Annotated in this window: 11 protein-coding genes, 2 tRNA genes, 3 rRNA genes and 2 pseudogenes; 7 read left to right on the top strand and 11 right to left on the bottom strand. The window is 60.6% G+C overall.

Annotated elements, in window-relative coordinates; translation table 11 throughout:
* Positions 1 to 19: 19 nt before the first annotated feature.
* A complete protein-coding gene (locus tag KZJ38_RS08560) occupies positions 20 to 949 on the top strand; it encodes a dTDP-4-dehydrorhamnose reductase family protein (protein ID WP_219799642.1) in 930 nt (309 codons plus the stop codon).
* A 169-nt stretch (positions 950 to 1,118) separates the two neighbouring features.
* Here KZJ38_RS08560 and KZJ38_RS08555 read toward each other — a convergent pair whose 3' ends face one another.
* From KZJ38_RS08555 to KZJ38_RS08515, 9 genes are all read right to left on the bottom strand, one after another.
* The gene (locus KZJ38_RS08555) at positions 1,119 to 4,328 is read right to left on the bottom strand and encodes an error-prone DNA polymerase (protein WP_219799641.1); all 3,210 of its coding nucleotides are present in this window, start codon (positions 4,326 to 4,328) and stop codon (positions 1,119 to 1,121) included.
* A 30-nt stretch (positions 4,329 to 4,358) separates the two neighbouring features.
* The gene (locus tag KZJ38_RS08550) at positions 4,359 to 5,846 is read right to left on the bottom strand and encodes a Y-family DNA polymerase (RefSeq protein ID WP_219799640.1); all 1,488 of its coding nucleotides are present in this window, start codon (positions 5,844 to 5,846) and stop codon (positions 4,359 to 4,361) included.
* Positions 5,776 to 6,483 carry a translesion DNA synthesis-associated protein ImuA gene (gene imuA, locus KZJ38_RS08545; protein WP_219799639.1) on the bottom strand — a complete coding sequence of 236 codons (708 nt, stop codon included), beginning with the start codon at positions 6,481 to 6,483 and terminating at the stop codon, positions 5,776 to 5,778. Before imuA ends, KZJ38_RS08550 begins: the two co-directional genes overlap by 71 nt.
* A gap of 321 nt (positions 6,484 to 6,804) precedes the next feature.
* Positions 6,805 to 6,918: ribosomal RNA gene (gene rrf / locus KZJ38_RS08540) — 5S ribosomal RNA — on the bottom strand.
* Between the two features lie 181 nt (positions 6,919 to 7,099).
* Positions 7,100 to 9,983, bottom strand: a 23S ribosomal RNA gene (locus tag KZJ38_RS08535).
* A gap of 342 nt (positions 9,984 to 10,325) precedes the next feature.
* Positions 10,326 to 10,401: transfer RNA gene (locus KZJ38_RS08530), tRNA-Ala, on the bottom strand.
* Positions 10,402 to 10,493: 92 nt separating this feature from the next.
* A tRNA-Ile gene (locus tag KZJ38_RS08525) sits at positions 10,494 to 10,570 on the bottom strand.
* 66 nt (positions 10,571 to 10,636) lie between these two features.
* A 16S ribosomal RNA gene (locus tag KZJ38_RS08520) occupies positions 10,637 to 12,167 on the bottom strand.
* The 16S, 23S and 5S rRNA genes sit together here with 2 tRNA genes alongside, the layout of an rRNA operon.
* A gap of 498 nt (positions 12,168 to 12,665) precedes the next feature.
* Positions 12,666 to 13,805, bottom strand: a complete 1,140-nt coding sequence (locus KZJ38_RS08515; RefSeq protein ID WP_219800180.1) for an AI-2E family transporter — start codon at positions 13,803 to 13,805, stop codon at positions 12,666 to 12,668.
* Positions 13,806 to 14,042: 237 nt separating this feature from the next.
* On the opposite strand from KZJ38_RS08515, the gene KZJ38_RS08510 reads away from it, so the two are divergent.
* The 4 genes and pseudogenes from KZJ38_RS08510 to KZJ38_RS08495 all read left to right on the top strand — a co-directional run bounded on the left by KZJ38_RS08510 (position 14,043) and on the right by KZJ38_RS08495 (position 18,264).
* Positions 14,043 to 15,257 carry a DUF2863 family protein gene (locus tag KZJ38_RS08510; protein WP_219799638.1) on the top strand — a complete coding sequence of 405 codons (1,215 nt, stop codon included), beginning with the start codon at positions 14,043 to 14,045 and terminating at the stop codon, positions 15,255 to 15,257.
* Positions 15,258 to 15,480: 223 nt separating this feature from the next.
* A pseudogene (locus KZJ38_RS08505) lies at positions 15,481 to 16,419 on the top strand (LuxR C-terminal-related transcriptional regulator); the annotation flags it as partial.
* 190 nt (positions 16,420 to 16,609) lie between these two features.
* A complete protein-coding gene (locus tag KZJ38_RS08500; RefSeq protein WP_219800179.1) occupies positions 16,610 to 17,284 on the top strand; it encodes an energy-coupling factor ABC transporter permease in 675 nt (224 codons plus the stop codon).
* A gap of 212 nt (positions 17,285 to 17,496) precedes the next feature.
* Positions 17,497 to 18,264 carry a BspC domain-containing protein gene (locus KZJ38_RS08495; RefSeq protein ID WP_219799636.1) on the top strand — a complete coding sequence of 256 codons (768 nt, stop codon included), beginning with the start codon at positions 17,497 to 17,499 and terminating at the stop codon, positions 18,262 to 18,264.
* A gap of 60 nt (positions 18,265 to 18,324) precedes the next feature.
* Here KZJ38_RS08495 and KZJ38_RS08490 read toward each other — a convergent pair.
* Both KZJ38_RS08490 and yaaA read right to left on the bottom strand, forming a co-directional pair.
* Positions 18,325 to 19,539: pseudogene (locus KZJ38_RS08490) on the bottom strand (M14 family metallopeptidase); the annotation flags it as partial.
* Positions 19,540 to 19,598: 59 nt separating this feature from the next.
* Positions 19,599 to 20,381 (bottom strand): peroxide stress protein YaaA, encoded by a 783-nt coding sequence (gene yaaA / locus KZJ38_RS08485; RefSeq protein WP_219799634.1) that lies wholly within the window; start codon positions 20,379 to 20,381, stop codon positions 19,599 to 19,601.
* Positions 20,382 to 20,447: 66 nt separating this feature from the next.
* Here yaaA and KZJ38_RS08480 point away from each other — a divergent pair, with 66 nt between their 5' ends.
* Both KZJ38_RS08480 and KZJ38_RS08475 read left to right on the top strand, forming a co-directional pair.
* The gene (locus KZJ38_RS08480) at positions 20,448 to 21,065 is read left to right on the top strand and encodes a putative toxin-antitoxin system toxin component, PIN family (RefSeq protein ID WP_219799633.1); all 618 of its coding nucleotides are present in this window, start codon (positions 20,448 to 20,450) and stop codon (positions 21,063 to 21,065) included.
* A gap of 67 nt (positions 21,066 to 21,132) precedes the next feature.
* A complete protein-coding gene (locus tag KZJ38_RS08475; RefSeq protein WP_219799632.1) occupies positions 21,133 to 22,305 on the top strand; it encodes a pyridoxal phosphate-dependent aminotransferase in 1,173 nt (390 codons plus the stop codon).
* Positions 22,306 to 22,353 lie beyond the last annotated feature (48 nt).

Below are 22,353 nucleotides of genomic sequence, written 5' to 3'. Positions count from 1 at the left end.
ACGTGACCGGGACCATCACATGTACAAGGTCGTTTTAATCGGCGCATCGGGCCTGCTGGGCCGCGCGATCGCGCAAGGCCTGTCGCAGCAAACAAAGTGGCAGGTTGTGCAAACAGCGTTCGCGCATGCCCAGGCGCCGCAAATCATGCTCGACATCCGCGATAAAGATGCGATCGCGCGATTCGTCGACGAGCAAGCGCCGGACGCAATCGTGATTGCGGCGGCTGAGCGGCGTCCCGATGTCTGCGAAAACGATCCTGCACTGGCGCGTGCGTTGAACGTCGACGCAGTGCGTGCGATTGCAGGCGCGGCGCAACGGCACGGCGCTTGGGTGCTGTCGATCTCAACCGACTATGTGTTCGACGGCACGCGGCCGCCCTATCGTCACGATGCCTCGCCGGCGCCGATCAACGCGTATGGCCGCAGCAAGCTTGAAGGCGAACAGGCCCTGTTCGACGCGACCCGTAACGGCTGCGTGCTCCGGTTGCCGTTGCTGTACGGGCCGATCGCCAGCTGGCAGGAGTCGGCGGTGACGAGCCTCGTGCCGGCGATCGCCGCTTCCACCGGCGCTGCGGCGCACCCGGCCGTGATGGACGCATGGGCGACCCGCTATCCGACCTTCACGCCCGATGTCGCATTCGTGATCGTGCAGATGCTCGAGCGGCACGCGCGCGGCGAGCCGGTGTGCGGCATTACGCAATGGTCGGGCGACGAACCGATGACGAAGTACGACATCGCGCTGAGGCTCGCTAAGGCGCTCGGAGTCGATGCGCAATTGACACCGCAGCACACGCCAGCCGATGCGACGCCTCGTCCGCGCGATTGCCACCTCGATTCGAGTGTGCTCGAAGCGCTTGGCATCGGGCGCCGCACGCCTTTCGATGTCGCGATCCGGCAGGTGCTGGCCGAGTTTCCGTGGCATGGCGAAGCTACGCGTACAGCGCCGTAGGCATAAACAAGACGTGCGCTGCTGTGGGGCGGCGCACGTCATCTAACGCCGTGATTCGCGAGATGCCCGCGCGGTCAACCGGCCGCCTAAACGTGTCGCGGCGTCATCATCAGTGTCGCCACGTCCCGCCTGCACCCGGCTTCCTTGCATACAGCACGCACTCAACGCATCAACAGAAATCCCGACTCGTCGACTGCAATCCGCCGAGCAGATGCGACATATCGACGAGCCGATGCGCAACGAGGTGCCGCACTTCCCCCTGACATTGCCAGACACCGTACACCGCCAGCAACGACGCGCCGAGCAACTCCTTGCGCTGCGCTTGAACGAGCTTCGGCCATACGATCACATTGACGTTGCCGGTTTCGTCCTCGATCGTCACGAAGATCACGCCTTTCGCAGTACCCGGCTGCTGCCGCACCGTGACGATGCCGCAGCCGCGCGCGAGCCGACCGTTGCGATACGTGTTGAGCGTCGCGGCCGGCATCAGCCGCTGTTCGAACAACTGGGCTCTTAATAGCTCGAGCGGATGGCGCCCGAGCGTGAGGCCCGCGGACCGGTAGTCCGCGACGACGTCCTGCGCCTCCGACGGCGCGCCCAGCGCAGGCGTTTCGTCCGTGACTGCGGTGCCGGCCAGCATGTCCTTGTCGGGCACCGAGGCCACCGACTGCCACAACGCTTCGCGTCGATTGCCGGCGAGCGTTGCGAGCGCATTTGCATCGGCCAGCACATGCAGATCGTGGCGGTTGAGTTGTGCGCGATGCGCGAGATCCTGCACGCTGACGAACGGCCTCACCGCGCGCGAAATCTCGATGCGTTCCGCTGCGCCGTCTTTCATCCCGCGTAGCAGTGAAAGCCCGAGACGCACAGCAGGACGTGCCTCGCCTGCAAGTGCCTCGAGTGACGAATCCCAGCCGCTCACCATGACGTCGACCGGCAACACCTTGACGCCATGTCGCTTTGCATCCTGCACAAGCTGCGACGGCGAGTAAAAGCCCATCGGCTGGCTGTTGAGCAACGCAGCGAGAAAGGCTTCGGGCTCGTGACACTTGAGCCAGCTGCTTTTATAGACAAGCAGCGCAAAACTGGCGGCGTGGCTCTCCGGAAAACCGTATTCGCCAAAGCCTTTGATCTGCTCGAAGATCGAGTCGGCGAAACTCCTGTCGTAGTTACGTTCCAGCATGCCATTGACGATCCGATCGTAGTATTTCTGCAAGCCGCCCTTACGCTTCCAGGCCGCCATCGAACGACGCAACTGATCAGCTTCGCCCGGTGTGAAGCCAGCCGCGGTAATCGCGACCTGCATCACCTGCTCCTGAAAAATCGGCACACCGAGCGTACGGCCCAACGCACCCTTCAGCCTGTCGCTGGGATAACTCTCCGGCTCGAGTCCCTGCCGTCGACGCAGATACGGATGCACCGCTCCGCCCTGAATCGGACCGGGCCGCACGATCGCGACTTCAATGACGAGGTCGTAGAACTCCTTCGGTTTCAGTCGCGGCAGCATGCTCATCTGCGCGCGCGATTCGATCTGGAACACGCCGATCGTATCGGCGCGCGAGATCATTTCGTAGGTTTCCTTGTCATCGTCCTCAATCGACTGCATCTCAAAGGGCTCGCCGCGTCGCTGCGCAACGAAATCGAGCGCACGCCGGATTACCGACAACATGCCAAGCGCAAGCACATCCACCTTCAGCAAACCCAGTGATTCGAGATCGTCCTTATCCCATTGAATGACCGAGCGATCCGGCATGGCCGCGTTCTCGACCGGCACGAGCCGTGTCAGCTTGCCGCGGCTGATCACGAAGCCACCCGAATGCTGCGACAGATGCCGCGGAAAATTGAGCAGTTGCGACGCGAGCTTCGCCCACATCTGGATCAACGGCGTCTCCGGATTGAGACCGACCTCTTCAAAACGCTTCAGCAGATCACTGCTTGAATCGAACCAGTGATGCGACTTCGCCACCTTGTCGACGATCTGCGGATCGATGCCGAGTGCCTTGCCGGTTTCGCGCAGCGCACCGCGCGGTCTGTACGTGGAGACTGCCGCTGCAATCGCTGCGCGGTCGCGGCCATATTTGTTGTAGATATACTGAATGACTTCTTCGCGCCGCTGGTGCTCGAAGTCGACGTCGATATCCGGTGGTTCGCCACGCTCTTTCGAAATGAAACGCTCGAACAGCATGTGGCCCTGATACGGAGTCACTTCGGTAATGCCGAGGCAATAGCAGACAGCCGAGTTAGCTGCCGAACCACGCCCCTGACATAGAATGTGCTGACTCTTCGCATAGCTGACGATGTCATAGACCGTTAGAAAAAACGGCTCGTATTTCAGCTCTTCGATCAGCGCCAGTTCGTGCTCGATTTGCTGCCGGATCTCGCAGGGAAGACCTGATGGAAAGCGCCGCTGTGCGCCTTTATAAGTTTCCTGCCTTAAATACGCGGTCGGCGTAAAACCTTCGGGGATGATCTCGTCGGGATATTCATAGGCGACGTCCTTAAGATCAAACGTGCAACGCCCAAGCACGCCGATCGTCTCCCTCAATGTGTATTCGGGATAGAGCTTGGCGAGGCGCACCCGCGCACGCAGATGCTGCTCCGCATTCTGCGCGAGATCGTAGCCGCATTCATATACCGGCTTGCCGACACGAATCGCTGTCAGCGTGTCCTGCAACGGCTTGCGCGAGCGCACGTGCATCACGACATGACCGAGTGCGACGACTGGCACCTGCAAATAGGCCGCGACATGCTCAACCGCGCCGCGATGAATATCGTCCATCGCGCGCTGATGCAGTACGAGGCCAACCCACGCGCGCCCAGGAAAGGTCTCGTCGAGCCATTTGATCTGCGCCTCGAGCGCCTCCTCTTTCGCGGGAAATTCGGGTACCAGAATCGCAAGGCAGTCAGGCATGCCGCGCAGATGCGCGTTGTCGCGATCGGGCCGCGACAGGTCGTGCGGCGTCAGACGGTATTCGCCTTTCGGCGCACGCTTGCGAGCCAGCGTGATCAACTCCGACAGATTGCCGTAGCCCTCGCGGTTTTGCGCAAGCAGGACGAGTCCGAAAGCCGGCGAACCATCGGCATTGCGCAGCTGAAAATACGAGCCGATGACGAGCGGCAAATTTGCATCCTTCGCCGCAACATAAGCGCGCACGACACCTGCGAGCGAGCATTCGTCGGTAATGGCTAGCCCTGAGTAACCCAGTTCCAGCGCGCGCTGCACGAGTTCCTCCGCATGCGATGCACCGTGCAGGAACGTGAAATTGGAAAAGCAGAACAGTTCGGCGTACACCGGCAATGCGAACGACGCAGCGGACGGTTCGACGAACGATGACGTGTCGGTCGACGGTGGCACGGGCTGGGAGGAAAAGGAATCCATGGTCTTGTCGTGTCCTGCTTTCTGTCGCCGTTAGCCGAACAGACCATGAAGAAACCAGCGCTGCTCCTCATCTGCGGCCGCACGGCTACTGACGCGCTCGAGGTAGACCCAGTAACAGCTGCGATCTTCCGCCTGCATGACGTAGTAGTCGCGCGTAATGAATCCGTTGTCGAACCAGCCGGCTTCGATGCGTTCGGCCCGCGACACCTTGCGTAACGATGAACCGTAAAACGGCCGGTTCTCGCGCATCAACAAACGCACCGGCGTTTCCAGCAACCACGTCGGGCGCGGCAAGCCCTGCGGCAAGGCGATTTTCTTTTCCTGATCGGCAACTGGCACCCAGCGATTCGCGATTTCCGGACGGTAATCGGCCGTCGGCGCGGGACGCAACACGTTTTCCGCACCCAGACGCGCGATCAGCAATTCGAGCAGACGCGCATGGTCTTCAGGCGTGCCGCCCGGCTCCGGGAAAAGGTTGTCGGTGGCAGGCTTCGCCGATGCGATCTTCGTCGCATCGAGCCGCAACGCAATAGCCGGCGCCGCCAGTTCCATGCGATGCAGACGCTCCTTCACGAGCCGCAACAGATGATCTTCGCGCCATGCCGGTTCGCCGAGCGCAATTTCGATCAGCGTCGGTTCAATGGCTTGTCTGCCTCGTTCGTGTTCGAAAGTGAGCGTCACCGCGGCTGCCGCGAGTTGCTTTGCGCACAGCCAGCCACATAGTTGTGCGAGCAACCGATGCGCGGCAAATACCGCACCGTCCGCATGCTCGAGCCGATCGGGCAATTCAATGCGCGCGGAAAAAGTGGGCGGCAACTCGAGCCAGTCGAACAGTTCGGGTGCCATGCCGAATGCGCGATCGAGCGAGTCGAGCAGATGCTCGCCGCAACGACGCTGCAAACCCGCGCGCGGCAGACGACGCACATCGGCAATCGATTCGCAGCCGAGCCCCGTGAACCAGTCGGCAAACGGACGGATCTCCGGCACCGCATGCATCGGCAATGGCGCGAGCGCGCGCTCGAGCGAGCTGATTTGCAGCACTCTGCGGTTACCGTGCTTCGCGAGCAGCCACGCGCCCTGGCCGGTCGGCGACGCGCTGATGCGTGCGGTCAGGCCGAACGTATCGAGCAGCGCCTTCGCCTGCCGGCACAATGACAGCACGCCACCGAAAAGCCTCAGGCTCGCGCCGACTTCGACGATGACCGTCGCCTCGTCGAGCAAGGCGACATCCGGTGAGAATTTCATCAGCGCGGTGCCGACTTCCTGCTGCACGGCGTTTTCGCGCGCGATGTCGCGCTCGTATAGACGCGTCTGCGGCGCGAGGGTGTGCACGCCTGCCCGCTTCATGCCGGGACGCACGCCGGCCGACCGGGCCGCGCGATCGACGATGGTCACCAAGCCCTTCTCGAGTACGGCGCAGCCGTGCTCCGCCCCGGCTGCCGTGTCCTCACGCAGCCACTTCGGCTGGAAGACTTCGAGGGGCAGCTTCGGCAAATGAACGGCGAGAAAGACGCGCATGACGGGAATACAGAACAGGAGTGGGTTGCAGGGAAATCGACAGAGGCTCCGCGCGCATAGGACCTCGTCGTTTCACAATGTCGACCATCAGGCCTTCCGCGGCTGGCCGTAACGCCAATCGCAATAAGGCAGGCGATGAGTCTTGTGCGGCCGTAAGCGGCCGGACCATGATGAACAGCGTCTCGGATGATTGAGCCGCCAGATGCAAACGCCGCAACGACGATGCTTTCGCGTGCTGCGTCCACAACAGCACCGCGCCGCAGCTGCCGGCCTGGAGAATCTGCTCGGCAGACCATAATGCATCGGTGATCTTCGTCGCCTTGATCTGCAACAGCCGATCGAGCGACAGACCGATGTAGTTCAGGCCCGGGCCGTCCGGGATATGCGGCGGTTTGATCAGCGCGACGGGTCGATCGTTGAGCAGACTGAGTGCGGGCAGTAGAAGCCGCATTTCGCCGACACCGGGCTGGTCCACCATCAAGTCGACGAGCTCACCGAGCGGCCATCCGCCACCAGGCAATTCCGCGGACAGGACCGGATAGCCTGTGTCGACCGTCTTCCCACGCCCGTGCGCAAGCTGCGAGGCTCGCCAGAGCGCCGGATGAATCTCTTCAGCAGGGATAGCGACGGATGACATCGATCGTAGGAAAAACCTGTATATCCATACAGTATCCTACACTCAATTCAGAACTCTGAACGGGTACTTTTTGAGATGCTCGGAAGGGGATTCGGCTGAAGTAAGACGATATGTTGGGTGCGTTCTAGCTGAGTTGGGGATCAGCCGGAAGTGATTAATTGAAGGATTGGGTTTGAGAAGAATCTAATTGGGTGGATTAGGCGATCGGAAAATAAACAAAGGCCTGGTAATTCGACATCCACGGAGTGCTAAACGGTTTTTGATTGCCGTAAACGCACAAACCCCGCCTTTGTGGGCGGGGTTTGTGTTTCTTGCGAGGGAGCCTGACGATTACCTACTTTCACACGGGCAATCCGCACTATCATCGGCGTGGAGTCGTTTCACGGTCCTGTTCGGGATGGGAAGGGGTGGGACCGACTCGCTATGGTCATCAGGCATGACGGGTTGCTGCATCGCCATGGTGAGCGCTGCAGCCAATCGGGAAGAAGCGTGGGGTAAGAGGTTGTGTTGTTTGAGGCACAACGTCGATCTCTGAACCTGTGTGCTACCCCCTTGCGGGGGTGGTTCCGGGCCAGGCGCTAAAGCGCCAAGCCGTCACGTAAAACACACCGGTTATAGGATCAAGCCTTACGGGCAATTAGTATCAGTTAGCTTAACGCATTACTGCGCTTCCACACCTGACCTATCAACGTCCTGGTCTTGAACGACCCTTCAAGGGGCTCGAAGCCCCGGGGATATCTCATCTCAAGGCGAGTTTCCCGCTTAGATGCTTTCAGCGGTTATCTCTTCCGAACATAGCTACCCGGCGATGCCACTGGCGTGACAACCGGTACACCAGAGGTTCGTCCACTCCGGTCCTCTCGTACTAGGAGCAGGTCCCTTCAAATATCCAGCGCCCACGGCAGATAGGGACCAAACTGTCTCACGACGTTTTAAACCCAGCTCACGTACCTCTTTAAATGGCGAACAGCCATACCCTTGGGACCGGCTACAGCCCCAGGATGAGATGAGCCGACATCGAGGTGCCAAACACCGCCGTCGATATGAACTCTTGGGCGGTATCAGCCTGTTATCCCCAGAGTACCTTTTATCCGTTGAGCGATGGCCCTTCCATACAGAACCACCGGATCACTATGACCTGCTTTCGCACCTGCTCGACTTGTCAGTCTCGCAGTCAAGCACGCTTATGCCATTGCACTATCAGCACGATTTCCGACCGTACCTAGCGTACCTTCGTACTCCTCCGTTACACTTTGGGAGGAGACCGCCCCAGTCAAACTGCCTGCCATGCACTGTCCCCGAACCCGCTTCAGGGTCCAAGGTTAGAACCTCAAACAGATCAGGGTGGTATTTCAAGGACGGCTCCACGCAAACTGGCGTTCACGCTTCATAGCCTCCCACCTATCCTACACAGACCGGTTCAAAGTCCAATGCAAAGCTGCAGTAAAGGTTCATGGGGTCTTTCCGTCTAGCCGCGGGGAGATTGCATCATCACAAACACTTCAACTTCGCTGAGTCTCGGGAGGAGACAGTGTGGCCATCGTTACGCCATTCGTGCAGGTCGGAACTTACCCGACAAGGAATTTCGCTACCTTAGGACCGTTATAGTTACGGCCGCCGTTTACCGGGACTTCAATCAAGAGCTTGCACCCCATCATTTAATCTTCCGGCACCGGGCAGGCGTCACACCCTATACGTCCACTTTCGTGTTTGCAGAGTGCTGTGTTTTTATTAAACAGTCGCAGCCACCAGTTTATTGCAACCCCTTCACCCTCCTGGCGCAGGCCAGTCAAGCTACAAGGGCGTACCTTATCCCGAAGTTACGGTACCAATTTGCCGAGTTCCTTCTCCCGAGTTCTCTCAAGCGCCTTAGAATACTCATCTCGCCCACCTGTGTCGGTTTGCGGTACGGTCAATGTGAAACTGAAGCTTAGAGGCTTTTCCTGGAACCCCTTCCAGTTGCTTCGCTCCCTAAGGAGCTCGCGCCACGCCCTTGAATCCTGTGCCCGGATTTGCCAGAGCACCTTCTCCAACGCAGCGACCGGGACTTCCAACACCCGGACAACCTTCCGCGATCCGTCCCCCCATCGCATTTCACACTGGTGCAGGAATATTGACCTGCTTCCCATCAGCTACGCATTTCTGCCTCGCCTTAGGGGCCGACTCACCCTACGCCGATGAACGTTGCGTAGGAAACCTTGGGCTTACGGCGAGGGGGCCTTTCACCCCCTTTATCGCTACTCATGTCAGCATTCGCACTTCCGATACCTCCAGCACACTTTCCAGTGCACCTTCGCAGGCTTACGGAACGCTCTCCTACCATGCGTGCAAAGCACGCATCCGCAGCTTCGGTATATGGCTTAGCCCCGTTACATCTTCCGCGCAGGACGACTCGATCAGTGAGCTATTACGCTTTCTTTAAAGGGTGGCTGCTTCTAAGCCAACCTCCTGACTGTTTTAGCCTTCCCACTTCGTTTCCCACTTAGCCATATTTGGGGACCTTAGCTGGCGGTCTGGGTTGTTTCCCTCTTGACACCGGACGTTAGCACCCGATGTCTGTCTCCCGTGATTGCACTCTTCGGTATTCGGAGTTTGCTATGGCGAAGTAATCCGCAATGGACCCTTCAACCATGACAGTGCTCTACCCCCGAAGGTGAGACACGAGGCACTACCTAAATAGTTTTCGGAGAGAACCAGCTATTTCCAGATTTGTTTAGCCTTTCACCCCTATCCACAGCTCATCCCCTAGTTTTTCAACACTAGTGGGTTCGGACCTCCAGCACGTGTTACCGTGCCTTCATCCTGGCCATGGATAGATCATCTGGTTTCGGGTCTACACCCAGCGACTAAAATCGCCCTGTTCGGACTCGCTTTCGCTACGCCTGCCCTAATCGGTTAAGCTCGCCACTGAATGTAAGTCGCTGACCCATTATACAAAAGGTACGCCGTCACCCCTTGCGAGGCTCCGACTGTTTGTATGCATGCGGTTTCAGGATCTGTTTCACTCCCCTCCCGGGGTTCTTTTCGCCTTTCCCTCACGGTACTGGTTCACTATCGGTCGATCACGAGTATTTAGCCTTGGAGGATGGTCCCCCCATCTTCAGACAGGATTTCACGTGTCCCGCCCTACTTGTCGTACACCTAGTTCTTCCACACTGTTTTCGCCTACGGGGCTATCACCCGCTATGGCCGCACTTTCCAGAGCGTTTGGCTAACACTGCAGATAAAGAGTACAGGCTGGTCCCATTTCGCTCGCCACTACTTTGGGAATCTCGGTTGATTTCTGTTCCTGCGGCTACTTAGATGTTTCAGTTCGCCGCGTTCGCTTCACATAGCCTATGTATTCAGCTACGGATACTCCATTCGGAGTGGGTTTCCCCATTCGGATATCGGTGGATCAAAGCTCGTTTGCCAGCTCCCCACCGCTTTTCGCAGGCTACCGCGTCCTTCATCGCCTGTGATCGCCAAGGCATCCACCACATGCACTTGTTCGCTTGACCCTATAACGGGTGTGTCTCGCGGCCAGCGTTAGCGCTTTAGCGCTTACACTGGGCTCGCCCCCGAAGGGGGTACACATTCCGCTACAGGCTGAGTTTTCGCGTTGTGCCGTATTCCAAGCGCCCTCTTATCGAGGACCCTAAAAAATACTTCGATACAATCACAACCCTGATCAATCTACTCACGTCCATCTCGAGACGCTTTCATTGATCTCTTACTACTGCTTCTTCCTGATTGTTAAAGAACGACAGCCGATATGCGCTACTACCGCACTCGATACTGACTGGCGCAATCGCCAATACGCAATCTCCGGTCAGCTGACCAGCAGATTCTGTATTGGGGATTGGTGGAGGATGACGGGATCGAACCGACGACCCCCTGCTTGCAAAGCAGGTGCTCTCCCAGCTGAGCTAATCCCCCGCACGACAACTTTCAAGGGATCTGCTCTCCACCTTCCGCCCCCTTCGGGGGTGGGGCTTCCGTAAGCGCTGAAGCGCTAACGGCAGCCGACATGGTGGGTCTGGCTGGATTCGAACCAGCGACCCCCGCCTTATCAAGACGGTGCTCTAACCGACTGAGCTACAGACCCCTTCAGCCTGTCCTTCAATGCACAGCCGACAAGTGTGAGTGCTCAACTTAAGACGCAAAGCTCTGGAAAGGAGGTGATCCAGCCGCACCTTCCGATACGGCTACCTTGTTACGACTTCACCCCAGTCATGAATCCTACCGTGGTGACCGTCCTCCTTGCGGTTAGACTAGCCACTTCTGGTAAAACCCACTCCCATGGTGTGACGGGCGGTGTGTACAAGACCCGGGAACGTATTCACCGCGGCATGCTGATCCGCGATTACTAGCGATTCCAGCTTCACGCAGTCGAGTTGCAGACTGCGATCCGGACTACGATCGGTTTTCTGGGATTGGCTCCACCTCGCGGCTTGGCAACCCTCTGTTCCGACCATTGTATGACGTGTGAAGCCCTACCCATAAGGGCCATGAGGACTTGACGTCATCCCCACCTTCCTCCGGTTTGTCACCGGCAGTCTCCCTGGAGTGCTCTTGCGTAGCAACCAGGGACAAGGGTTGCGCTCGTTGCGGGACTTAACCCAACATCTCACGACACGAGCTGACGACAGCCATGCAGCACCTGTGTTACGGCTCCCTTTCGGGCACCCCCACCTCTCAGCAGGGTTCCGTACATGTCAAGGGTAGGTAAGGTTTTTCGCGTTGCATCGAATTAATCCACATCATCCACCGCTTGTGCGGGTCCCCGTCAATTCCTTTGAGTTTTAATCTTGCGACCGTACTCCCCAGGCGGTCAACTTCACGCGTTAGCTACGTTACCAAGCCAATGAAGGCCCGACAACCAGTTGACATCGTTTAGGGCGTGGACTACCAGGGTATCTAATCCTGTTTGCTCCCCACGCTTTCGTGCATGAGCGTCAGTATTGGCCCAGGGGGCTGCCTTCGCCATCGGTGTTCCTCCACATCTCTACGCATTTCACTGCTACACGTGGAATTCCACCCCCCTCTGCCATACTCCAGCAATGCAGTCACCAATGCAGTTCCCAGGTTAAGCCCGGGGATTTCACATCGGTCTTACATCACCGCCTGCGCACGCTTTACGCCCAGTAATTCCGATTAACGCTCGCACCCTACGTATTACCGCGGCTGCTGGCACGTAGTTAGCCGGTGCTTATTCTTCCGGTACCGTCATCCTCCATCCATATTAGGGACGAAGTTTTCTTTCCGGACAAAAGTGCTTTACAACCCGAAGGCCTTCTTCACACACGCGGCATTGCTGGATCAGGGTTGCCCCCATTGTCCAAAATTCCCCACTGCTGCCTCCCGTAGGAGTCTGGGCCGTGTCTCAGTCCCAGTGTGGCTGGTCGTCCTCTCAGACCAGCTACGGATCGTCGCCTTGGTGGGCCTTTACCCCACCAACTAGCTAATCCGCCATCGGCCGCTCCTTGAGCGCGAGGTCCGAAGATCCCCCGCTTTCCTCCATAGAGCGTATGCGGTATTAATCCGGCTTTCGCCGGGCTATCCCCCACTCCAGGACACGTTCCGATGTATTACTCACCCGTTCGCCACTCGCCGCCAGGGTTGCCCCCGCGCTGCCGTCCGACTTGCATGTGTAAGGCATGCCGCCAGCGTTCAATCTGAGCCAGGATCAAACTCTTCAGTTCAATGCCTGTTACTGTTTTCGGTTCTTTCGAACCGGTCGCTCACTCAACGTACTGACAGTTGGATCTCCCGGAGATAACTCCCCAAAAAGATCCTTCAATACTGTGTGAGACACTTGATACTTTCGCTATGCAATGACCCCGAAAGGTCATCGTGCGTCGCCATCAAGCACCCACACTTATCGGCTGTGAATTGTTAAAGATCGCATCACGCAAAGGGCTTTAAAACCCGGCTGAAACCACCCAGCCGCTACCGCCCTTTCGTGTCTGCCGCTCGCTGCAGCAGAGAAGCGAGATTATGCAGGCTATCACTCACATCGTCAACAGGTTTTTAACTTCTTCCAACCTGCTGCACCCCGCGAAAGCCCCGCCATTACTGGCGATCCCGCTTGCTTCAATTTTTCGCACCTACTTCAACTGCGCCTCACAAAGAGACCGCTCGAAGCGCGAAAGACGGCGATTCTAGCTACTCGCCACAACACGCGCAAGTGAAAACGCGTTTTATTTTCCAGGCGCCTTTTCGATCTCGCGAGAAGCACTCTGCGCATCCGCCGAAACACCAGCGACAGCAGACTCGCTCGCGGCAGCGCCCCGCCCTCCCGCCGAACCCACCGTCCAGTCGTGCAGCACCGTATAGGCAACCGCCAGCAACGTCGGTCCGATAAACACGCCGAGGAAACCAAACGCAAACGCACCGCCGAGAATCCCGAGCATCACGAGAATCAACGGCATGTCACTGCTCTTGCCGATCAGGATCGGCTTGACCACGTTATCGGACATGCCGACCACCACCACGCCCCATATGATCAGGAAGACCGCCCAACCCGTGTCGCCCATGTGATAAAGCCAGATTGCGGCAGGCAACCAGACGACCACCGGTCCGCCCGGTATCACCGATAGAAAGAACGTCGCGAGCCCGAGCAGCGCCGGCGCCGGCACGCCGGAGATCCAGCAGCCGAAGCCCGCGAGCACGCCTTGCACGAGCGCCGTGCCGAGAATGCCGTAGACCACGCCCTTCACCGTGCTGCCCGCGAGCGCGAGCAGATAGTCGGCGCGCTCGCCGGCCACGCGCCGCATGCCAGCGTTCAGCCACGCGGCCGCGCCTTCGCCGCCGGTATAGAAAAAGAACGCCAGAATGATGCTGAGCGCGAGCAGTCCGAGACCGTGCGTCACGGCAAGCGCGGCCGCAAGAATCCATTTACCGGCCGGCGCGGCCAGCGTACGCAGTTGCGCGGCCATCTCGGAGCTGCTGCTCGTCACGCGCTCCCAGAACGCTTCGATGTTTCCGCCGACGAGCGGAATATGCGCAACCCACGGCGGCAGATCGGGCAGACCGCCATCGAACGCACGCTGCACGAACGCGGTGATATCGCGGGCATGCGCACCGAATGCGAAGCCCGCGTAGACGAACGGCCCGAGCACGACGATCAGGATCACCAGCACCATCAGCGTCGCGGCCCATTTGCGCCGCCCACCGAGCGCGGCAGTCAGTTTGCAGTACAGCCCCCAGGAGCTGAAGCTCAGAATCGCACCCCATAGCAGCGCGGTTGTGAAAGGCGCGAGTACGAGCAGCGATCCGCCGACCAGGATGATCAGCGCGAACACGGCCGCGAGTCGCTCAATAAGCTGGTCCGATTTCACCATGAGGCTCTCCCTATGCCAGACCACGGCGACAGACGTCAATGCAACACAAAGCCCGCCCAGTCAGTATAGGAGAGCGTTGCGGCACGCAATTTTCGCGCGGCGTTCGGTCCCCGCCGTTAGCTGGGATGCAGTCCTTCGCAATGCAGACCGCGAGCGGCCTCATGTGCATCCTGAACATATCGCGCGATATAAAGGACTAGAATATATGGTTCTCTGCACACAACCTTCGGATTTATGCGCTCGCGAATAGCCAAACGCCTCCCTCCCGATGCCGACAAGCTGGTCGGTCTGTCGCTTGCCCTATTCGCATCGGGCAGCCGCACTGAAGACCGTTTCTGGGAAGCGAAACTCGACGCCATGCTTGCGAAGATCGTTCGCAACGGCAATCAGACGACGCTCGACGCCGCCCTCGACCATCTGCAGCAGAATCATCCGGACGCATACGGCGCGCTCGCCGATATGGCCGAGACGCATAGCGAGTCGCTCATGGTCGAGCACGAAGGGGCGACCTACGAAGCGTTGCTGATCGCGGCGCCCGTGCTCGCGTGGACCCGCTATGCGATTCCATCGGGCGCGTTGAAGGGCGAAGCATCCGACGCGTTGCGCGCACACCTGCAGGCGCATGTGCTGGCCGCCGGTACGCGCGTCGCGATGGCGCCGTTTCTCTACAGCATCGACCAGTTGCCGCGCCATCATGTCGAAACGTGGCGGCTCGCGCAGCAGCTCACGCAAGCGGCCATGAGCGGCGGCAATGCGAAGATCAACTTCGGCGAGCTGCCGGAAACTTCGCCTATTCTCGCGGACCCGCGTTTTCTGCTCGCCGTGGTCGCCGCGCCCGTCGGCGCGCCGGTGTTCCGCTGGCAGGAAGAGGAGCACGGCACGCGCATCGAGCGCGGTCAGTGTCTCGAACAATGGGCCGCACAGGGCGGCGCGAACCTGTCGGTCGTGCTGCCGGGCTGCGAATTTGAATGCCTGCTGCCGGACGCGTACTACTCGGCCTGCCGCGACGCCGACGAACGCGTGCGCCCGCACACGGTTCGCACGGCGGTGCGGTATCTCTTCGACACGATCGGCACGGCGCCGCAGGAACTGCGCGCCGTGGTCGCCGGCTTCGGCGAGCGGCGCATTGACGAATACCGGATCGGCTTCACGCGGCGCGGCAGCAACGACGTGATCTACGGCGTCGTATGGCCGCTCTACGGCCGCGAGAACGGCGACCCGGGCATCGATGAAGAACCGCAGGAGCCCGGCACCGAAGAGGGCCCGCTCGAGGAAATCGTCGCGCTGCTGAAGGAAACCGGCGTGACCGAAATCCGCCGCCACGCGGGTCGCTTCGAACCCGAGTACTGCGACGACTGCGGCGTGCCGCTCTATGCCGATCCGCTCGGCGAGATCGTTCATGCAGAAATGCCTGAAGACGCAGAGCCTGCACAGCCACATTTCCACTGACTGATCACACTGTTCTTAAGAACAGCGTCTCAGTGCTGAAAAAGCCCCGCCCAGCGCGGGGCTTTTTTCATTTTTGTGCGTTGTTCCTATGCCTATTGGACAGGCGGTCATCCGTTAAGGAATTTGTCATTATCGGATTGGTGGGTGACGCATCGCCGCGCAACAGTCTCTAACGTTTCGTGCGCATCGCGGCACCTCGATCGACACATCAGGAGGCATGGCAATGCGTTTTTCGCTTCTCAATTCAGACGCCGAACGGCGCGAAGGGCTCAAGGCACTGCTGCGGCAGATCGACCGGAAAGCCCGTTTCAACGAAGCTCAAGACTGGCGTCAGGCCGACCGCGTCCTGCGGCGGCATCCGCCGGAACTGCTCGTCATCGACTGGCAGGACTGGATGACCATCCGGGATGCGCGTGGGCTCTTTGCGGACCATCCGCATGTGCCGGTCGCCGTGCTCGTCGACGATACCTCGCCGGATTGCGTGCGCGATCTCGTCGAGACAGGCGTGCTCGGCGTGATTCCACGCTCGACCGATCCGCGCCTCATCGTCCGGGCGCTCGAGCTCGTGCTGCTGGGCGGGTATTACATCCCGCCCGGCGCACTCGCCATCGTGTCGCCAGCGCTGCCCTCTGTACAAACACCGCCGCCCGACCCGTCCGACGAAGTCGCGGCCGCCCTCGCCGAGGCCATGCTGCCGCCGCTCTCCGACGACGTGCCGCGCCGGCTCGAACTCGTTCCGTCGCCGGCACGGCGCACGCGCTTCGCTGGGGGTCTGTCGCCTCGACAGGAACAGATCATGCGATGCGTGCACATGGGCAGCACGAACAAGATGATCGCCCGTGCGCTAGGCATCAGCGAGGGGACAGTGAAAATACATCTGGCCAGCATTTTCCAGCAGCTCGGCGCGCCGAATCGGGCGGCCGCGGTTGCGATTTACAACGGATGGCTCAATGCGCAGCTCGAGGTGCTGCGCACCAGCGAGGAGAGTGCGGAGCGCCCCGTGCGCGGGCAACCCGGCATCGTTCCGCTGCGCCGCCGCGCGCGCCGCAAGTTCAAATATCCGTTGCCTGCGAACGACACTGCGACACCCTTGCCGATGGCAGCCGAAGCAACCGAGCCGTTCGCCGATCCGATCGGTAAGCCCCGCGACAGTGCCGCGCCCGCCCCGGAGGCCGCCGGAAGCCCGGCTGCGCCGCCGGAAACGGGTGCAGAAGCGGCTGGCGAAGCGCGCCACGAAGCGGACCTTTCCGAACCCGAACGCACGCCGAAAAGCGAAGCGACGGATGCCCCGCGCGACGACTGGCATGGAATCCGCTCACACGTTTCGCCGCCCAACGAGTAATATGAGACATATGGGTTTCCTCTATACTCCGCTTCCGCTATGGGTCGCTGTCGGTGGCTGGATCGCCGCTGCGGCGCTGCTCGCGCTCGCGTTGTTGAAGAACCCTTTCAAACGTCTTCAGGACTCGGTGCTCCAGCACGTGTGGCTCGCGATCATCGTCGCGGTGTCGGTGCTGTGGGCAAGCAACGCATGGCTCGAAGATGGCACCGTGCTACATCTGCTCGGTGCCACGCTCGTCGTCACGCTGTTCGACTGGGCGCTCGCGCTGCTGGCCATGGCCGCCGTTGTCGGCCTCGCGGCGCTCGTGTTCGATGCGCCGTGGCAAGGCATCGCGCTCACGTTTCTGATCTTCGGCGCGTTGCCGGTCGGCGTGTCCGCGCTGTTGCAGCGCATCTCCAAGGCGTGGCTGCCGCGCAACCTCTTCATGTTCATCTTCGGCCAGGGCTTCGTGTCGCCGGCCATCGCGGTGACGGTCGCATCGGCTGCCGCGTTGGCCGCGCATATCGGCCTTTCCGACGGCTCGATGAAGGTCATCCCGGCGGGCTATGCGTTCAGCGTTTTTTTGCTCGCGTCAGGCGAAGCGTGGTTCACCGGCATGGCCACCGCGCTGATCGCCGTCTATCGGCCCGCGTGGGTCACGACCTACGACGTGCGCCGCTATCGTCTCGGCGGCCCACGCACCTGAACCCGCGGCTCGCCCGCGGCGTGACCCGGCCCAGGTCACGACGATTTAAAATATTTGTGTCACGATTGAACTCAGTTCGGTATCAGCGCATCTTATTCGGCTGATGTCCTGAATCATTCCGCTGTTTTTGTTCTCCAGTTTCGTGCTTCTGTTGCGTTCCGATTGCGCGTCTTACGCGCCGTGCGCGTAGCGGATGCGTCATTCATTACAAGATGGATCGCACCAACGTACCGCGCCGCTTGCCGCGCCACTTGCTGCGGTTGGTCGGCCGGATCGCGGTATGGGTAGCGGGCGTAGCGCTCGCCTCTCCCACGCTGGCGTTGGCCGATCAGCTCGAGCAGCACAATCAGCTCGTCAATCAGTTCGTCAACGACATGCATGCCGATCCGCTCGTGGCGGACTGTGCCGCGCACGGCAGCTTTGTTGCGAGCACGTCGACTGCATTCGATCGCGTCGAATTCCCGCCCACCGCGTTCGACACCGTGCATTCGTCGGTCACGCCGTGGAACGACTCGTTCGACGAGCGCAAGCAGCGCGTGAAGGTCGACAGCATCGTGACCGTCGACGGTCTCGGTATTCGCACGAACGGCGGCGATCCGGACGAGTTGCACTTCCGCTGCGGCTATGTCGGCACGCAGATGCTCGCGTTCTCATGGAACGACCCGGTGCCGCCATTACGGCCGGCAGCGCGCAGCGAAGCAGCGCCGGCCCCCACGGCCGCAGTGGGTGCGCATGGCAAACAGGTGGCGCGCGGCCACGGAACCTCGACGAAAAAAGCGACGGGCAAGGCGTCGAAGAAAGGCTCGACGACAAAAGGCGGGAAATCCGCGGCAAAGTCGAGCACCACGAAGTCCAGTACAACCAAGTCCAGTACGACGAAGTCGAGCGCGAAGTCCACTGGGAAAACAACGAGCAAGGCGCCAGCGGCAAAATCGTCGGCAACGCACAAGTCGACGTCATCGACCAAAAAGAAGCATTGATCACTCGCGAGGCCGGGCCGGCGTGAAGAGTGGTCGCCGGCCCGCGCTGATCCGTTGCGACGCGAACGCCTCCACATGCCGCAAGATCGCATGCAGCATTGCCGCGCCGAGCGCCGCGCTGCGCTCGCCGTTCCAGCCGACGCGTTCGTCGGGCAAATTCGCGTTGTCCTTGAACGGCATCTCGAGCGTCAGTGACAAACACCCAAACTCGTTGCCGATAAATTTCGACGCGAGCCGCAGCGCATCCTGCCGATACTTGCTCGACTCGTAGCCGTACTTATCCTGAAAGTCGGGACTCGCCTGCTTGAACGCTTCGATAAACGCCGTCTGCTCGCGGGCCTGCCGCTCCGTGAAGCCCGGCAGCATTTCCGAGCCCGCGACGAACACATACGGCAGCACTTCGTCGCCGTGAATATCGAAGAACAGATCGCAGCCGGTCGCGCGAATCGCGTCGCGCACGACGAGCACTTCGGGGCTGCGCGCAGCATCGGGTTCCATCCACTCGCGGTTCAGATTCGCGCCGACCGCATTGGTGCGCAGGTTGCCGCGCACGCTGCCATCGGGGTTCATATTCGGCACGATATGGAACACCGCATGATCGTAGAGCTTGCGCGCGACCGGGTCGCCGGCCCAGTCGCCCCAACCCGCGAGCCGCTTGACGAGCCCCTCGACGAACCATTCGGCCATCGTTTCGCCCGGATGCTGGCGCGCAATGATCCAGATGCGTTTCTTCTTCGCCCTGGCGCCGGCGCCAGACCCGACGCCCGCGCCCGCGTTCGCAGCGGCAAAGACCGCCGCGGCATCATCGCTTTCGGGCGTCCCAAGCGTCAGCATCGAAACCGGCCGCCCTTCAACGCTCTTGCCCAGCTCGGTCAGCGTCGCATGCGGCATCTGCTGGACCGCGCCGAGAAACTCCGCGTGCCGCTCTTCGCTATACGGCTCGAAATACGCGTAGTAGATGCGGTCGAACTCGGGCGTGTGATCGATCGTCAGCACGCGGCCATCATAAGTGGTCGGCACACGAAACCAGTTCACGCGATCGTAGCTCGCCATCGCGTGGTAGTTGCGCCAGCCTTCGGCGAACGCGCACTCGCCGGCGTTCTCGAACTTCATCACGCAGCGCTCGCCGCGCGCGCCCGACAGGCGGAAGTAGAACCATTGCGCGAATTCCGCATGGCTGTCGCGCCGCACGCGCAGACGGATGTCATCAGCGTGCTCGCATGACAGCACCTCGATTGCGCCGGCGTCGAAGTTGCTCGTGATCGAAAGCGTCATCGTATGTTCCTGCCTTGTTAGCGCTACTGCTGTTTACCTGTTCAGCCCATTGCCGTCCGTCAGCTTGCGACGCGCCGGCGAAAAACGTAGGTAGCATCGTTCGATGCTTTGGCATCGAACGCATAGCCCTCGGAATCGAAGCCTTTGAGCCCTTCGGGCTCGGCGATCCGCTGTTCGACGGCAAAGCGCGCCATCAAGCCGCGCGCGCGCTTCGCGTGAAAGCTGATTACCTTGTACTGGCCGCCCTTCCAGTCTTCGAATACCGTCGTTAAAACCGGTGCATCGAGCAGCTTCGGCTTGACCGACCTGAAGTATTCGTTCGACGCGCAATTGACCAGCACGCGCGAGGCGCCCTTATTGCGCTTCAGCTGTGCATTCAACGCCTGCGTGATGCGCTCGCCCCAGAAGGCATACAGGTCCTTCCCGCGTGCGTTTGCGAATTGCGTGCCCATCTCGAGCCGGTACGGTTGCAGCAGATCGAGCGGACGCAGCAGCCCATACAGGCCCGACAGCACGCGCACGTGATTCTGCGCATAGTCGAGGTCGGCGGCAGACAGCGTGCGCGCGTCGAACCCTTCGTAGACATCGCCATTGAACGCAAGCACGGCCTGCTTCGCGTTGTGCTGGCCAAAGCGCGGCGACCAGTCGGCGTAACGCTGGAAGTTGAGTTGCGCGAGCGGATCGGAAATATCCATCAGCGACGCGATCTGCTGCGGCGACAGCTCGCGCAAGCCGCCGATCAATTCGGCGGCATCGTCGACGAAATCGGGAATCGTGTGCTTGCTGACGTGCGGCGGGGTTTCGTAGTCGAGCGATTTCGCCGGCGACAGAACGATTATCATAGAGGCTTTCAGGCACGCCGTGCCTGTCGGTCAAAGACGAAAGCCCGATTGTAGCGAATGTAACGCATGCCCGTTTCCCTTGCCCCGCGCCCTGTGCTCAATGCGCCGTCGTCCGTAGCAGATGCCGCGGCATCTGACGGCGCGCGGCAGCGACAGCACGCGCCGCACGATGTGCACAACAAAGCGCCCCGCATCGTGCTCGATTCGAACGTGTGGATCGACATCCTCGTGTTCGACGATCCGCACACGCGCCCGATCCGCGCCGCGCTCGAGCGTGGCGCGCTGTGTGCGCTGATCGATGCGCGCTGCCAGGGCGAACTGACCTATGTGCTCGACTACCCGCAGTTTGCGAAACGCGCCGTCGATAAACAGGCCGCGCTCGACACCCTGGTCCGTTTGACCTATCTGATCGAACCGCCCGCACCGGACGACAGCAACGACGACACTGCGCTCGCAACCAAGCCACTGCCGCAATGCAAGGACCGCGATGACCAGAAGTTCATCGAACTCGCGCACCGCAGCCGCGCGCAGTGGCTCGTATCGAAAGACCGCGCGGTGCTGAAGCTCGCACGCCGTGTCGAACGCGATTTTGGTTTCAGGATTGGACAGCCGGCGCAGTTCGTCGCGGCATGCTTATCGCACGACGCGCACGACGCACACGACGAAGAACCCGCTCCCGCATAACGATCTAATTAGCCGCACACCGACGCCCGCCTCTCAACCCTTTTGCTCACGCTTTTCGGACCGCGCCATGAATGCACCGAACGACACGCCCGTCACGCCTTCGTTTCCGTCCCGCTTGCCGAATGTCGGCACCACGATCTTCACCGTGATGAGCGCGCTCGCGGTCGAGAAGAACGCAGTGAATCTGGGCCAGGGCTTTCCGGACTTCGAATGCGATCCGCGCATTGTCGACGCGGTGACGGACGCAATGCGCACAGGCCACAACCAGTACCCGCCGATGGCCGGCATCGCGCCGCTGCGCGAAGCGATCGCGGACAAAATCGCCAACCTGTATGGCCGCCGCTACGATGCGGCAAGCGAGATTACGGTGACGGCCGGCGCCACGCAGGCGCTGCTTACCGCGATTCTCTGCGCCGTTCATCCCGGCGATGAAGTGATCGTGATCGAGCCGACTTACGACAGCTACCTGCCGTCGATCGAACTCGCAGGCGGCAAGCCCGTGTTCGTCACGCTCGAAGCGCCCGACTATGCGATTCCGTTCGACAGGCTCGCCGCCGCGATCACGCCGAAGACGCGGCTCATTCTGATCAACACGCCGCACAATCCGACCGGCACCGTGTGGCGCGCCGACGACATGCGCAAGCTCGAAGCGATCGTGCGCGGCACCAACGTGTTGATTCTTTCGGACGAAGTCTATGAGCACATGGTGTACGACGGCGCGCCGCACGAAAGCGTCGCGCGCTATCCGGAGCTCGCGCAGCGCAGCTTCGTCGTGTCGAGCTTCGGCAAGACCTATCACGTGACGGGCTGGAAGGTCGGCTATGTCGCGGCGCCGGCGGCACTGACGGCTGAGTTCCGCAAGGTTCACCAGTTCAATGTGTTCACCGTGAATACGCCGATGCAGCTGGGCCTCGCGCACTATATGCAGGACCCGGCGCCATACCTGAATCTGCCCGCGTTCTATCAGCAGAAGCGCGACTTCTTCCGCGCGGGCCTCGCGAATTCGCGCTTCCGTCTGCTGCCGAGCACGGGCACGTATTTCCAGTGCGTCGATTATTCGGCGATCAGCGATCTGCCTGAGGCCGAGTTCGCGATGTGGCTCACGCGCGAGATCGGTGTCGCAGCGATTCCGGTATCGGCGTTCTATCACGAGCCGCATGAATCGGGCGTCGTGCGCTTCTGCTTCGCGAAGAAGGAAGAGACGCTCGCCACGGCACTCGAACGTCTCGCGCGTCTCTGATTGCGCGCCAACACGCGACGAACCGCACCACACAGCCCCCCCCCACCT

The organism is Paraburkholderia edwinii (assembly GCF_019428685.1).
GTDB classification, from domain to species: domain Bacteria; phylum Pseudomonadota; class Gammaproteobacteria; order Burkholderiales; family Burkholderiaceae; genus Paraburkholderia; species Paraburkholderia edwinii.
The sequence above is the reverse complement of the archived record's forward strand: the minus strand, read 5'-3'. Positions and strand labels throughout refer to the sequence as shown.